Genomic DNA, 14,618 nt, shown 5'->3' with positions numbered 1-14,618 from the left:
TGCAAACAGGGCGGTCTGACAGGACCGCCCTGTGATAAAATAAACCGGAGGCACCATGAACAATCAGGCAGCAGAAAACGCCATGGACATGTCTGAACTGGCCGGGAAATACCTGACTTTTCATCTCGGGGATGAAGGGTACGGCCTGGAGATCCTGAAAGTTCAGGAAATCATTGGCATGCTGGAAATTACAAAGATCCCCCAAACCCCCAATCATGTAAAAGGTGTCATCAACCTGCGGGGCAAAGTCATACCCGTAATTGACCTGCGCCTCAAATTCGGCATGCCGGAACAGAAATTGACGTGGAAAACATGTATTATCGTGGTCCAGGTCCAAAAAAGTGACACTGCCCTCATTATCGGCATTGTCGTCGACGAAGTCTCCGAGGTCCTGAATATATCCGGAGGACAAATCGAGGCGGCACCGTCGATGGGCATGCAGGCAAACACCCATTTCATCCTCGGCATGGCCAAAACAGAATCCGCTGTCAGGATTCTTCTGGATATCGACAAGGTCTTATCCGCCGAAGAAATGAATGCCCTGACCCGTACCAGCGGATAAACAGAAATAACAGGCGGGTTGTTAAAACCACCCCGGATCAACCGGGTTCAGGAACGCAGCACATGGTAGCAGACCACGGGATCCAGCTTGTTTTTCACGTGGACCTGCCCCCGGCATTCAAACGCGAAATTCTCCGTGTTGGCCAGATAGGTCTGCTCGCCAATGATGATCTCACCGCCGGCGGCCATCTGCTCAAGCCTGGCCGCCACGTTGACGCAATCACCGATGACCGTGTAATCCATCCGGTTGGCCGATCCGATATTTCCGATAATGGCCGTTCCCGTGTTGATCCCGATGCCGAGTTCAAAATATTCCAATCCGGCAGCCATTCGACGCCGCCGCATGGCATCGGTGGCCGCCTGGATTTCAATGGCGGTGCGAATGGCATTTGCCGGCGCATTGCCACCTGTGTCCACCAGGCCGAATACGGCAATCAGCTGATCCCCCACGAACTTGTCAAGCAGGCCGTTGTTTTTAAAAATAATATCCACCATAACGCTGAAATATTCGTTTAGCATTTCCACCACCTCTTCTGCGGCCATACGCTCTGCAATGGTGGTAAATGAACGGATATCGGCAAACAGCACGGTGACATTGCGCCGCTCGGTTTCCAGAAAAACCCCCTCCTTGAGGTTAATGAGCTTGTCCACGAGGTTGTTTCCCACATACCGGCTCAGACGGTTTCGCAATTGCTCTTCACGCTTGCTGCGCTGATAGGACAGGGCCAGATCCCTGGCATAGACCATCAACTGGGTGGCCTGCTGCTGATTTTTGCGATTTAATTCCTCAACCTGGTTTTGCAGCAAATGAAAACAACCCGCAATGTCGGATAACTCCCGGTCCGCGCGCAGTTCTGCCAACTCCGCTTCTCCCCCCTGCCCGATCCGCCCGGTGGCCTGCATTAGTTCCCGGATCTGGGACGCCAGCCGGCGCAGCAAGATATAACCGGAAACCATGCTTGCCAAGGCCAGGGGCAGCACCCAGAGAAGATCCCCGGCCGGATCAGGGGACAGCCGAAATAAAAGAAAAAGCAACAGAAGAACGGGGAAGATGGCCATCAACACAGCCGCCGTCCGGATCCGGCCGACAGCACTAAGGTAATTTTTCCGATTCCGCCGCTTCATTCAGGGCATCCGTTTTCTTCAGGCGCCATGCGCTGAAAATCAAATGCCTGGTGGAAGCAAACAGCAATGCCCTGAAGTCCGGCGTCAGGTTTGGCGCCGCAAGCCTCCGGGCAGTTGATGCGCACCACGCTTGCCTGGTTTCGGATGCAGGCCCGCACGTCTTCGGCGGCATCGAGCATAATGGCCACGTCTATATCCTGGCCCACGTGGTAGCGATCCGGAAAACCGGACAAAAACAATGCTCCGCTGCCTGACACGTCCTGCAGGCGGGTGATTTCCTTAAAAGGGCGGTTGTGGGAATCTTTTCCGGAAATCCGTACCGGGAAGGTAATCTGGTAGCGATCAAAAGAGCGCTTATCAAAACTGCTGTCCGGCTCCGGCACCTGAGGGGACAACTGTTTTGGCCGGGTTCCGGGCAGAATCCGCCGGACAAGTCCCCGCAAACGCGTTTTCAGGGAGTCAAGCAACGGATCGGCTTCCTTTTTTTTAAATCTCAGGGCATCAGGTGATGCACACCCGGCGCACCTCGCTCATATCCGTGAATCCGGCAAACATCTTGGCAATGCCGTCCTGAACCAGCGTGGTCATACCCTCCTGGCTTGCCTGGTTGAAAAGCTCTTCAGCACTGGCCTGCCGCTTGATCATCCGCTTGATCTCCTTGGAGCCGTCCATGAGTTCATGGATGCCCATCCGGCCCTTGTAACCGCTGCTGCACTGATCACAGCCTTTGGGCTTGTAGATGGTCAGATCCTCGGACCAGGCAATACCGGTTTGGTCAAATGCATCCTCGCCGTAGATTTCAACAATCTCATCAAATTCCTCCCGGGTGGGATGATAAGCCTCCCGGCAGTTGGGACACAGGCGGCGCACCAGGCGCTGGGCCAGCACACAGATAAACGCATCGGAAAAATTCAGAGGATTTAACCCCATGTCCAAAAGCCGGGTCACGGTTTCCGGGGCACTATTGGTATGCAGGGTGGAAAACACAAGGTGGCCGGTCAGGGAGGCCTCCACACCAATGGAAGCGGTTTCGTAATCCCGCATTTCACCGACCATGATAACATCCGGGTCAGCCCGGAGAAACGAACGCATGATACGGGCAAAATCCAGCCCGATCTTTTTGTGCACCTCCACCTGGCGCAAGCCCTGCTGGGTAATTTCCACCGGGTCTTCAGCGGTCCAGATCTTGCGCTCGGGAGTATTGATGTGATGCAGTGCTGAATGCAGGGTTGTGGTTTTACCCGAACCTGTTGGCCCGACGCACAGAACCAGCCCATAGGGCTTGGAAATACCCCGCCGCATGACTTCAAGATTGCGCTCGGTCATGCCCATTTCGTCGATTTTCATGGCGCCGGCTGAAGCCAGAATACGCATCACCGCATCTTCCAGACCTCCGGCTGTGGGCAGGGTGGCCACACGGAGTTCAAACTGAGGAACGCCCCGCCGCCGAAATTTGATTTTTCCATCCTGGGGCATGCGACGTTCAGCAATATCGAGCCCGGCCATGATCTTGATACGGGACAACAAGGCATTGGCAAAGGTATTGGGCACTTCCAGAAAGTCCTGGCAAACCCCGTCTATGCGGAAACGGATCTTTGTGCGCCGGGTGATGGGCGATGGTTCCACGTGAACATCCGAGGCGTTTTTCCGGAATGCCGTGATCAGGGCCTGATCCACCAGCCGGACCACCTTGCCGGAGGCCTCGGTATAGCCTTCAAAATCTTCTTCATCCTCTTCATCTTCTTCTTCGAATTCGATTTCCGGCAGACTTTCAAAGGCCTCAGTAGTGGAAAGGCTTTGCTGTTCAGACTTGGCTGATTTTTTCCCAACAAAAAAATGATTGATAATGGCTTCAATGTCTTCCTTGATGCCAACAGAGAAGACAAACTTGCTGGTGTTAAACAGGGCCTTGGCATGATCGAGCTTGCGCAGATCCTTGGGGTCGTCGAGCAGAATTTCGATGTGGTCGATTTCCCATTTCAGGGGCACCCATAAGTCCTGGAGCAGAAAGGGCTTTTTGAGGTTGGCCAGAAGTTCGTAGGGCACCTCCATATTTGAATTGTATTCCTTGAAGGGGCAGTGATAGAAAGCGGATAAGGATTTTCCGATCTCCTCCTTGGGCACCTTGAACTGCTCCATGAGCACCTGCTCCACGCTCTTTTTGAGCTGTTTGGATATGCCCAGGGCCTTCTGGAGCTGATCAGTGGTGACAACCTCATTTCGCAGCAGATAGTCATAGCGGGATTCATACCGCTCGCCCGGTTCTGCGGAAGCCAGCTTTTCCTTGATTTTGGGATAGACCGGATCAATTCCCTGAACGGATTTGTAACACTCAGCAGCCAGTTCCTTATAATCGCGATGCTCAAATGCCAGGCCGAGCTCGTATTTCATGTCCGCCCGGATTTTTTCTGAAAGCTGATTTTCCTGGCCGATGGCATCGATGCGCTCAATGACCTCGGTCGGCGGAAACAAAGCAAAAAGGCACTCCAGCAAATCTGCATAAAACTGGTCCACCGGATAATCGGCTGAAAAAAGCTTTTGATATTCTTTTACCGCTTCCTTGTACAGGCCCAGTTCCTTGAAGGCCGTGGCACTGTCATAGACCTCGGGAGCGCTTTCCCCGAGGGAAAGCCCGGATTTGATGTGCGAGACGTCTTCGGTGGACAGTTCCTTGGCCACGTCCTGGTCCAGGTCCTCGGCCTCCTGGCTCAGGGAATCGATTTTGCTTTGGATTTCGGCCCTTGTCGCTTCGGTTAAATCAGTGAATGATTCAAGCATATCCCGGTATACGGATATGGCTTCTTCGTATAATCCGTGGGCTTCGTATGCTTCTGCAACCTTTTGCCGGGAGTCGAAACCGGGTTGTTTTTCCACGGTCTCCATGTTTCCATCCTTTTTGATTCGCAAAACAGTACAGGCTGCCGGATCCAAATGCAGCCGCATTTTAACAAAAACAAATAAATCAGGCCTTGCGTCTTTTAAATATCTGGCCAAACTTTCGGCCCGGCTTCATCCGGTCCAGAGATGGCAGAAGGATCTCACAATTGAGCCTTACCATTGAAACCGGGGCCAGATCATCTATCAGCACCAGCACATAACCCGGCCTGGCCTTTCGGACATACAGGCGCTTGCTGTCAAAAACGAATTCTGCCTCATTGATCCCGGATAATTCACCGGCAAAAGACGCCCAGTCAAACCTGCCAAGGCGCGACTGCTCATCGCCATATCCGGAAGAAAACTCACTGGCCACCACCTGCCCGTCTCCGGCAATGACGATAACGCCGTGGACGCCTTCGATGGTGATAATATCCTTGAAAATATCTTTCATTGCCCTTTCCGTGCACCTGATAACGCATTTGCGTCCCTGCGGAACCGGCTTTTTTTGAAAATTTTAAAAACCCCTATAGCAGCAGATCAATGATCCGGTCCCGGGAAACATCATGGCTCATCCGTATCACGCTCACCTGGCTGCCTGGCACAATCACCCGCTGGCCCGTGGATTTCTGATTCACATAAACCGCGTTTAGCTCTCCGCTGCCGAAAAGTTTTCCGATCCGCGCGGCTTCTTGCAAAAGACCGGCATAACGCTGATCTTCGTATATATCCTCCACTCCGGAAACCTGTCCGAATATGGATTCCAATTTGCCTTTGGACCGCCCTGCAGCAGAAGCCCCGGAGGGAGAGGACTTTTTGTTGTCTCCTGAACCGGACGGGGAAGCGTCGGTTTCAGAGGGTTCCGCTGGTTCCTCGGACTGAGTGAAAATGGGGCTGTCGAGTAGAATCTGGTCATTTGGCGGATTTTCATCGGGCGAAAAATCCGGCCGGTTTTCATCCTTCTGGCGCATGGCATTTAGCAGCATCGACTGAAGGCCCCCGTCGATCAGCTTTTCGGTGACCTGACAAAAATTTTCAATGGTCAGCGACACCCCGGACCAGGAAAGAATTTCATAGGCCGCCTCGGGACCCTGCCGACCGCCCAGGCGGGCATTGATCAACTCCCCTTCCCTGAAAAACAACACGCCCAGCTGATTGCCGGTCTTGCGGGTCACACGGAGGGTGCAGGTCTGGCTTTCCATTTCAATGAGCTGCAGAAATGTTTCCAGGGAAACATTGTGCAGGCTTCCGCCTTCCGCCTGGGTTCTGAGTATCCGGTTGATGCGCTCGATCAGGTCTTCCGTGCTCAAAGGCTTGACCATGTAGTCGCTGGCCCCGCTTTTAAAAACCACTTCCCGGGTCTTCGGGCGATCATAGGCGGTGACAATCATCACCGGAATATCCGGGTAATCCCGGCTGAGCCGGTTTACCAGCTCAAAACCATCGATTCCCGGCATCCGCAAATCACTGACCACAGCGCTGACATGGTCTGCGGCCAGTATATCCAGCGCCTCCTGGCCGCTTTCAGTGGTTGCCACTGTAAAAGGCGGGGCGTTTTGCTTCAGCTCCTGCTCCATGAGCTGGAGCCAGACCGCATCATCATCGACTATGAGCACTTTTGGTGTCATGATCACCTATTTATATGGATTCCGGCGGTTTTCTCCGCTGCCTGTGCCGTTAAAAACCGGCGGTGCGCTACAATCTTATATCAAATGCAGAAATTTCATCAGCGAATTCCCTGCGCCAGACTTCGAGATTTTTCTGCAGGCGGACCAGCAAACCGTGGCTTTCGGCGATCTCGGTGACACATTCCGCTACCGCGGCCACCAGCTTTTTCTGGTCAGCGCTTCCGGTAAACTGCGCCTTGCCCTCGGCATACCGGAATTCCGCAGCAAACGGATCCAGGAATTCATATTTGTCCACCTTTTCCACGAACTTGCGGTTCAGCAGGGTTTCAAAATCGCCTCTGATTTTGCGGTTAGACCGCACCACGGATTCCAGGGCGTATAACAACCCTCCCAGCATCTCCATTACCCGGGCCGAATCGATCTTTGCCTCCCTGGAACCGGAATCGGCTTTGCCGCTGTTCCCGGCCCGTTCCGGAGCAGATTTTTTGGCGGTCACTGGCTCATCAAGCATCACCCGGCTGACGTTAAAATTGCCGCCATATTCCTTGGACCGCTGAATCAGATCCTGCCGGTACTGCTCGGAGCGGTCCAGGTTGCCGGCACCATCAGCTGAAGAGCCCCCGATGACTTCCCCTTTGTAAATAAACAGCAGGCCGCCCTGTGCGTTTTTGACCTCCACGTCAATATAGCCTGTAAACTTCTCTGCCTCCAGTTTTCGAATCAACCCCTCAAGATTGGTAAACTCGGAGGTCAAATCCGCATACACAACCTTTGACTTCGGCAGATTGGCCCAGAAATAGAGTCGCTCCGGCAGAATCCGATAAACCGAAATCGTAAAATTGTTTCGGCCTGCGCCTTCAACAACGCGCTCAACAGCATCCGTGCCGTGAAAATGCTGTCGCCGGTGGTCCAAAAATCCGTTGACAATGCTTTGCTCGTCAAAAAAAAGCACCGCCTCGGAAACCGGAGACTGAAAATGGACCACGCCGGCACCCAGCTCGCCCTGGTAATGTTCAATGAGCCTGGCAATATCAACGTAGTAGCTGTTTAAATTTTCAACGACCGGCTTTTCTCTGGGAATCAGAAACATTTCTTTTTCCACATTGTATTGTTAACGATCTTCAGTTGCGACAATGATACGGCTGACGGCAAAGCAAACAGGCAATGCGCCGGCACGGGCGGACGCATCGCCTTTTTATCACAATTTGCCCTGCCCGAATCCCGGGCTACCTGCGTCTTCTGAGCCGCTCAATGGAAAACCGCAGACTGTCCTGCATCCGGGAAATCGCTTCAGCAAGGCTGCCGATTTCATCTTTGGAACGCACTTCAATCTCGGCTTCCAGATCCCCGACACTGATGCGGTCGGCCGCCTCGGTCAGGTAGCGAATCTTGCGGGTCAGGCGGTATCCGTAAACTATAATACAAAAACCAATAATCAGAATCGCGCCGCCCAGAATTCCAAGGTTGATATTGCGGGTCTCCATTGTCATCTGCTCGGCATTTTCGCGCAGCCCCTCGGTTCTTTCCGTAAATTCATCCATGTAGGCGGTGGCCAGCAGGGAAAACTTTTTGCCCTCGATGTTAATGGGGGCAATGGCCATGTATTTTTCCCTCAGGTCACCGTCTGTGTCCTTCCACATATATGTTCCGGTGGATACATTTCTGCCCCAGGAATTCTCCAGGATCTCATAGAATCCTTCAAAATACGGGCCCAATGCTTTGCGCAGGGTGTCGATATCCGGAATGCCGATCAGATTGGGATTGGGGTGCGCCCATATAATCGAGTCCCGGTTCGCGGTTTCCTCTTCGATCAAACAGGTATAACCGCTTTCACCAACGGCTTGCACGGCAATCTGATTGAAAGTGGGATCGTAGCTGAAATCCTCACGTTCAAGCTCGGGATGGGTGCGCAGATAAATTTCACACTGAACAGCCACATCCCTGGCTTTTTGAAGCAGCTGCTCCTGGCCGGCCTCGGCAACCAATTCGGTGCTCTGATCAGTGATCTCCGTGGTCAGCTTGTCGATCTGCATGTATGAAAAATAGCCCGAAACCGCCATCAGCATAACCGGGATGACCAGAAAGAGGAAAAACATCTTGCCGCGCAGCCCGATCCATCCGCCGGAAGAAGAATCACCGCCTGAATAATCCGAGCCGCCGGCTACAGCCGAAGACTCTTCTTCGCCCGGCTGCCCCGGGGATAGTCCGGCATCTTCCGCATCCTCCGGCGGCGTATCGGCAGTCGCATAGGAAGGTTCGGAGTAGGTTTCCTCTGGCAGTTCCGTGGTTTCCATCAACCTGGACAACTGGGTCACATGGCCGCATTCTCCGCACCGGACACGTATACTTTGGCCTCTATAGCGCTCAAGCTTATCCGGATCCAGATGATAAACCTTTCCGCATTCCTCGCAAATCACCGTCATGATCTATCCTCCTCGGTCAATTGTTGGCAGCATGAAATAAAATCATTTTCCTTTATCTTCAAAGGAATTCTTTTCTTGTTCAGCAAGGGATCAATCCCGGATTATGCCTGGATTTCCCGCAGCTTTTTGACCATGGCCTGCTGAAAGGCCACTTTTCTTTCCTCGCGCAAGATCTGACGGGCCAGCAAGTCCACAAGCTCGGCTGCCCTATGGGCGGGGAACCGGCTGGCCGTCTCCCCCATCTCCCGGATCTCATCTTCGATCACCACATCCGCAATGGGCCCCATGGCCCGGGAAAGCTGGGAAGAAAGAAATTTCATAAAATCCCGGTCAAGCACGGGCATGCTTTCTTCGGCCACTTCACAGAGCTTGAGCTGATGAAGCTTCTGGACCACGGTACGCAGTTCCTTCATGCTCATTTGCAGAGACTGGGAGACTTCGCTCAGCCTTTTTTTACCGTCGAGTTCCATGAGCACCTGCAGCATCTGGCTGTCAAGGGAGACCTCGCCCTGATCGGCCCGCAGGCTTCGTTTTAATACCATCCTGGAAATATCACCTGAAAAAACAGTTGTCATGCAATGCCTCCGTTTCGAAGGAAGAGGTTTTCATTCCCTGAGTTACGCACCGAGATTCTTGATGATTTGCTGGATGACCTGCAGTTCCGACTTGATGGTTTTCCTCAGCTCTTCAACGATATAATCCAGGGCCTCCTGATTTTCCAGCACAGCCGCAGGCCTGTTCCCGGTGCTCCCGGAAACCTTTTGACTCCCGGCGGATTCCGGGGAAAGCACCCGCTTCTTGAATTCCTTGAATCTTTTGACATCCGCGGAAAGCAGGCGTTTTTTCTCTTTTTCCGGCATTTCCGCACGGGCCAGAACAGTTTCAAAGTTTTTGAACACATCTGCCACAAAACCAATGGCCTCCGGATGCGCCTTGGCCTTTTTGGCCTTGATGTATTTGCCAACGGCCTCCTGGAGCTTTAAAAACATGGAAAGGGTTTTGTCGTCCTGGTAGGTCTCCTGCAGCCGGCGAATCTCTTTTAAAAACGCCCCCATGCTTTCGTCTGAAATCTCCCAGTCAATACCGGCCACCAGCGCTCTAAGCTCCCGGACAGGGGAATTTTGCTCATCAAACCCGGCATCCTCGTCTTCGCCAAACATCTCCTCGAGCCGGCTGGAAACTTCTTCGCCCAGGCCCTCATCATCTTCCGTGCGATTCAATGATTTTCCTCCTATTGCAGTTTTTTCCGCAGGGAACTGACAGTCAGTGCGATAATTTTTTTCATGGTGGCGGCCACATTATCGCCCCGGATGGCGCTACCCGGGAAATAAGGGGCGTTTAACCTGGAGTTCAAATCCTTTTGCAGGGTTTCCTCCGAGAGAATGGGGATGCCTTCATCGGCGAGATCCCGCTTGTTGTACTGCATCACCAGCGGGATGTTAAAGATGTTTTTGTTGAAGGCCTCCAGGTTCTCCTTGAGGTTCTGTAGAGAGCGAATATTCATCTCCCGCCGCAGATCCATGGAATCGGCCACAAAGACAATGCCGTCAACGCCCCGGAGCACCAGGCGGCGGGTGGCATTGTATTTGACCTGACCGGGAACTGTGTAGAGCTGGATCTTAATGCTGTGTCCCTTGATTTCGCCGATGTCAAATGGGAGAAAGTCAAAAAACAGGGTCCGGTCGCCGTAAGTTTTCACCGTGACCATCTCATTTAAAATCCGTTTCTTGAATTTGCGATTGATATATTCGAGGTTCGTGGTCTTGCCGCCGCGGCCCGGGCCGTAGTAAACGATCTTGACCTGGACCTCCCGCTTTTTCGGATTGATTAACGCCAAATCACCTTCCTCCGCAACCCTTTAGGTTTTCTCCACTGCCATTTTATTTTCCGAATATGCGCGTTCACAGGACCTGCAACTGCATTAGATCAACGTCTGAATGCGCTTGATGGCCTCGGCTACTTTCAATCGCAGAAATCCCAGAGAAACATCCCGGTTGAAAATGGTCAAAAGCAGCAAATCCTCCACCACTTTGCTGAAATGGATGCTTTCTTTTTCCCCCTTGTGAAACAGCAGGGAAAATTCCTGCTCCCCGATGATGTTGGCCATGGCGCTGACCGCCCCGTAATTGCCCGCCGCCAGTGCAGCCAGGGAAAACACGTCGTGATTGGCATGCCCGTTGTCAAGATTGACAATCACATTGCCGGCCAAATCCATCAGGATGACACTCTGCACCCCCAGATCGATCAACTCCTGCTGCAGCACATCTTCAATGGATTCGATCTGTTCCTTGGTGAAATCGATTGTAAAATCCATTTACGGTTACCCCTTGCATTCCAAATTGATATGCACCCTTCCCCCCAATGCCGGAAATTCGCTTATACCCGCAATTTGTCCGGTGCGCTGTTTGTTTGCACAAACTCTTTTCTTATATAACAATGATTTACCCGAATCAATGGCAAAATGCCCATTGATTCTATACGGTCTTTTATCCTGATCCCGGTGGATTTCTGTTTGAGAATAACTAACATATTCTCAGTTCCGAATGCAAGCAGGAAAGGAAATCATTTGCGGCATCATGGAGCAGGCGTTTCCGCTATTGCCCCTTTTCCCTGAAATATCGCTCCACCAGGGCTTCTGCCAGTCCCGTATATTCAGACGGGTGAAGATCTTTTAAATCCCGGCGCACAGCCTCGGGAATGGACTCCAGACCGTCGACAAAATCGGCCAGATCCTCCCGGGTGATCCGCTTGCCCCGGGTCAATGCCTTTAACTTTTCATAGGGCCGGCTTTCTCCGTAAACCCGCATGACCGACTGCACGGGTTCGGCCAGCAATTCCTGGTTGGCTTCCAGGTCGGCTGCAATCACCGGCTCATTGGCTTCAACCCGGTCAAGGCCCTTGTATGTGGAGGCCAGGGCCACCATCATGTAGCCAAACACCACCCCCAAATTGCGAAGCACCGTGCTGTCGCTCAAATCCCGCTGGAATCTGGAAATCATCAGCTTGACCGCCATGTGCTCCATCATGGAAACAGCCAGCCCCAGATTTCCCTCGCTGTTTTCAAAATCAATGGGATTGACTTTATGCGGCATGGTCGATGACCCCACTTCCCCCTCTTTGAGCTTTTGCTTGAAATAGCCCAGGGAAATATAGCCCCACATATCCCGGTCCAGGTCCGTGAGAACCGCGGAAATCCGTATCATGGCATGAAGAATGGCGGCCATGTAATTGTTGGGGTTGACCTGGGTGGTGTACATCACAGGCGAAATCTCCAGGTGCTGCTCCATAAACCGGGTGGAGGCGGCCATCCAGTCAATTTCCGGAAACACGAAGTGATGGGCATTGTAATTGCCGCTGGCTCCGTTTAGCTTGGCCTGAATGGGCAGGTCCGAAAGGCATCGCAGTTCATGGCGCAGGCGCCAGGCGAAATTGACCATCTCTTTACCGACAGTGGTGGGCGTTGCCGGCTGGCCATGGGTTCGCGCCATCATGGGAATGCTTTTGTACTCACGGGCCAGATCCTCGATTTTCGCCAGGATCTCCCTGAGCCGCCCGACGATCTGCTCCCGGCCGCTGCGGATCATCAAAGCGTAAGAGGTATTGTTGATATCATCGGAGGTGCAGGCAAAATGCACCCATTCCTTGATATGGGCCAGGCCGGCGGCCGTGAGCTTTTCCTTGATATAATACTCCACGGCCTTGACATCATGATTGGTTTCTTTTTCAATGGCCTTGACCGCTTCGGCGCCATCCACGTCAAAATTTTCATATATGACATCGATTTTTTTCAGTGCCGCATCATCGGCTTCCGCCATGCCCAGATCCCTGAGCAGAAATTTGAGCCACTGCAATTCCACGTAAAGCCGGTAGCGGATCAGGCCGTATTCGGAAAATATCTCCCTGAGCGGGCCGGCATGGCGGGCATATCTGCCGTCGAGTACAGAAATGGCTTCAATTGGCCTTTGTTGGGTCATGATTCTCCTGCTTCCTTGTCAGTGATGTTTGTTCATGGACTGATTTCTTAATTGGCTTCAGCGCCGTCGCCTCCGGATCCCAGGAATGCCGTGGGCCGGGTATCCCGGATATATCGGCGGACACCCTTGACAATGCCGTCGCATAAATGCTTTTGGTAATTCGAATTGGTGAGACGCTGACACTCCCGTTTATTGCTGATAAAAGAGGTTTCAATCAAAATCGAGGGCATCTGGGCGCCCAGAAGAACATAAAACGGTGCCTGCTTGACACCCTTATCATGAATCCGGCTGTAACGGCCGTCCAGATGGCCGATCAGGTCTTTGTGCACATAGGTGGCCAGCCGGCTGGACTCATTGATCTTGGCATTGCGCATCAAATCATCAAGAATCGTCTGCAGCTCGCTGATATTTTTCTCGGATGTGGCATTTTCCCGGGCGGCCACAGCAATGGAGTCCTCATCGGTTGTCAGGTTCAGAAAATAAGTCTCGATGCCGTATGCATTCCGGTTTCTGGCGGCATTGGCATGAATGGAAATAAACAGGTCCGCTTTTTTGGTATTGGCAATGGCAGTGCGCTCCTCCAGGGTCAGATACACATCCCTGTCCCGTGTCAGCAGCACTTCACAGCCCAGTTCCTCGCGAAGCCTGGCGGCAAGTTTTTTTGAAATTTCCAGTACCACGTTTTTTTCATGCACCCCTTTTAAATAACCCGGCGCCCCGTAGTCCTTGCCCCCGTGGCCGGCATCAATGACAATCCGCCGCACGCCCAGGGCGAGCTGCCGGGCAATCGAAGCTTTCTGATCCCGGGATATTTCGGGATCAGAGGAATCGGCCTGCTTCTCTGCAGCTGCCCGGCCCCTTACATCAATGACAATTCTGAAAGGATTTTTCAAAGAAAACACATTGTAATCTTCAAAAGACTTGATATCCACAACCACACGGACTGTATCAGACCGGTACTGGCCTGCGCGCACGTCCTTGAGCAGGGTGTCGTTGATGGCAATCTGCTCCTGGATATGGTTGGCCAGACGGGTGTTGTCCAGATCCACATACAGCCGTTGATTCATCTGGTTGATGGAGGGATCTTTTTTCAACAGGTTGTGCTTAAAATCAGTGGCCTGGTTGGCATCAATGACCACTCTGGTATATTCCGGGTTGGACCAGTAACGGATTCCGGTAACCGTAACCGCCTCTCCCGGTGCGGGCGCATTGCTGCTGTCTGAATGATTCGTGGTGACTTCCCCGGACGCAGTATCTTCTCCGGCAAGATTCACGGGGGTATGCGCACTTGTCGCAGACGCGTCAAGTGCTTTGCGCGCACGCCGGCTGTAGGCGCTCGACGGATACTGCCCGGCCACTTTTTTAAACAGGGACCGGGCTTTTTGCTCATCAGCGGGACTGCGGGAATGAGAATACAGTTGCTGATAGAGCTGTGCGGTCATAAACAACCCGGCCGCCGCCCAGGGCCCTTCCGGATCCCGTTGATGGACGGCTTCGAAGCGCTCAATGCATTTCATCCAGTAGCTGCGGTATTTCTGCCGCTCCGGGTGCTGCTGCAGCTGCCGGTAGCAGGACTCGGCTTCAAAATAGGCCTTTTTTGCCGCCTTTTCATCGGCTTTGAACGCATCTCCGATGTCTTTTAAAGCCGCCCGGGCTTTTTGCCTGTAAGCGCTTTCAGGATATTTTCGGATCACCTGTTGAAAACGGGAAGCCGCAGCCTTGAGGTCTGCAGACCGGTAGGAGTGTCTGTAAAGCTCCCGATACAGGCTTGCGGCCTTATACAACCCGGCCGCAGCCCAGGGACCGTCCGGATCCCGCTCACAGACAGCATCGAAGCGCTCAATGCACTTTAACCAATAGCTGCGGTATTTTTGCCGTTCCGGGTGCTTCTGCAGCTGCCGGTAGCAGGACTCGGCCTCAAAATAGAGCTGATTTGGCGCGGCTCCCGTGGATACGCACGACCCTAATACGCAAATCAGACAAATAAAGAGAATATGAATCAGTCGTCTGTTTTTCATGCAGCTGCTTTGTTG

General features: G+C 52.9%; 14 protein-coding genes. 1 reads left to right on the top strand and 13 read right to left on the bottom strand.

The window, feature by feature from the left end; all coding sequences use genetic code 11:
- Positions 1-55: 55 nt before the first annotated feature.
- Positions 56-562 carry a chemotaxis protein CheW gene (locus ACTCIA_RS04540; protein WP_463000617.1) on the top strand — a complete coding sequence of 169 codons (507 nt, stop codon included), beginning with the start codon at positions 56-58 and terminating at the stop codon, positions 560-562.
- Between the two features lie 47 nt (positions 563-609).
- On the opposite strand, the gene ACTCIA_RS04535 is transcribed toward ACTCIA_RS04540, so the two are convergent.
- From ACTCIA_RS04535 to ACTCIA_RS04475, 13 genes are all read right to left on the bottom strand, one after another.
- Positions 610-1,620: an adenylate/guanylate cyclase domain-containing protein gene (locus ACTCIA_RS04535; protein WP_463000616.1), complete on the bottom strand. Its 1,011-nt coding sequence runs from the start codon at positions 1,618-1,620 to the stop codon at positions 610-612.
- A 62-nt stretch (positions 1,621-1,682) separates the two neighbouring features.
- Positions 1,683-2,153 carry a PilZ domain-containing protein gene (locus ACTCIA_RS04530; protein ID WP_463000615.1) on the bottom strand — a complete coding sequence of 157 codons (471 nt, stop codon included), beginning with the start codon at positions 2,151-2,153 and terminating at the stop codon, positions 1,683-1,685.
- 34 nt (positions 2,154-2,187) lie between these two features.
- Positions 2,188-4,569, bottom strand: coding sequence for a GspE/PulE family protein (locus ACTCIA_RS04525; RefSeq protein ID WP_463000614.1), 2,382 nt, complete (start codon positions 4,567-4,569; stop codon positions 2,188-2,190).
- Between the two features lie 79 nt (positions 4,570-4,648).
- Entirely contained in the window at positions 4,649-5,014 is a 366-nt protein-coding gene (locus ACTCIA_RS04520) for a hypothetical protein (protein WP_463000613.1), read from the bottom strand.
- A 73-nt stretch (positions 5,015-5,087) separates the two neighbouring features.
- Positions 5,088-6,188, bottom strand: a complete 1,101-nt coding sequence (locus ACTCIA_RS04515) for a response regulator (protein ID WP_463000612.1) — start codon at positions 6,186-6,188, stop codon at positions 5,088-5,090.
- A 67-nt stretch (positions 6,189-6,255) separates the two neighbouring features.
- Positions 6,256-7,278, bottom strand: a complete 1,023-nt coding sequence (locus ACTCIA_RS04510) for a hypothetical protein (RefSeq protein WP_463000611.1) — start codon at positions 7,276-7,278, stop codon at positions 6,256-6,258.
- A gap of 136 nt (positions 7,279-7,414) precedes the next feature.
- A complete protein-coding gene (locus tag ACTCIA_RS04505; protein WP_463000610.1) occupies positions 7,415-8,611 on the bottom strand; it encodes a HAMP domain-containing protein in 1,197 nt (398 codons plus the stop codon).
- Positions 8,612-8,712: 101 nt separating this feature from the next.
- The gene (locus ACTCIA_RS04500; RefSeq protein WP_463000609.1) at positions 8,713-9,186 is read right to left on the bottom strand and encodes a hypothetical protein; all 474 of its coding nucleotides are present in this window, start codon (positions 9,184-9,186) and stop codon (positions 8,713-8,715) included.
- Positions 9,187-9,228: 42 nt separating this feature from the next.
- The gene (locus tag ACTCIA_RS04495; RefSeq protein ID WP_463000608.1) at positions 9,229-9,831 is read right to left on the bottom strand and encodes a hypothetical protein; all 603 of its coding nucleotides are present in this window, start codon (positions 9,829-9,831) and stop codon (positions 9,229-9,231) included.
- Positions 9,832-9,842: 11 nt separating this feature from the next.
- On the bottom strand, positions 9,843-10,448 hold the full coding sequence (locus ACTCIA_RS04490) for a GTP-binding protein (RefSeq protein WP_463000607.1): 606 nt from the start codon (positions 10,446-10,448) through the stop codon (positions 9,843-9,845).
- Between the two features lie 84 nt (positions 10,449-10,532).
- Positions 10,533-10,925 (bottom strand): roadblock/LC7 domain-containing protein, encoded by a 393-nt coding sequence (locus ACTCIA_RS04485; RefSeq protein WP_181551411.1) that lies wholly within the window; start codon positions 10,923-10,925, stop codon positions 10,533-10,535.
- Between the two features lie 280 nt (positions 10,926-11,205).
- Positions 11,206-12,585, bottom strand: a complete 1,380-nt coding sequence (purB, locus tag ACTCIA_RS04480; RefSeq protein ID WP_463000606.1) for an adenylosuccinate lyase — start codon at positions 12,583-12,585, stop codon at positions 11,206-11,208.
- A gap of 47 nt (positions 12,586-12,632) precedes the next feature.
- Entirely contained in the window at positions 12,633-14,603 is a 1,971-nt protein-coding gene (locus ACTCIA_RS04475; RefSeq protein WP_463000605.1) for an N-acetylmuramoyl-L-alanine amidase, read from the bottom strand.
- Positions 14,604-14,618 lie beyond the last annotated feature (15 nt).

The organism is Desulfosalsimonas sp. (assembly GCF_055149105.1).
This window is presented reverse-complemented; position numbering and strand designations above follow the sequence as displayed.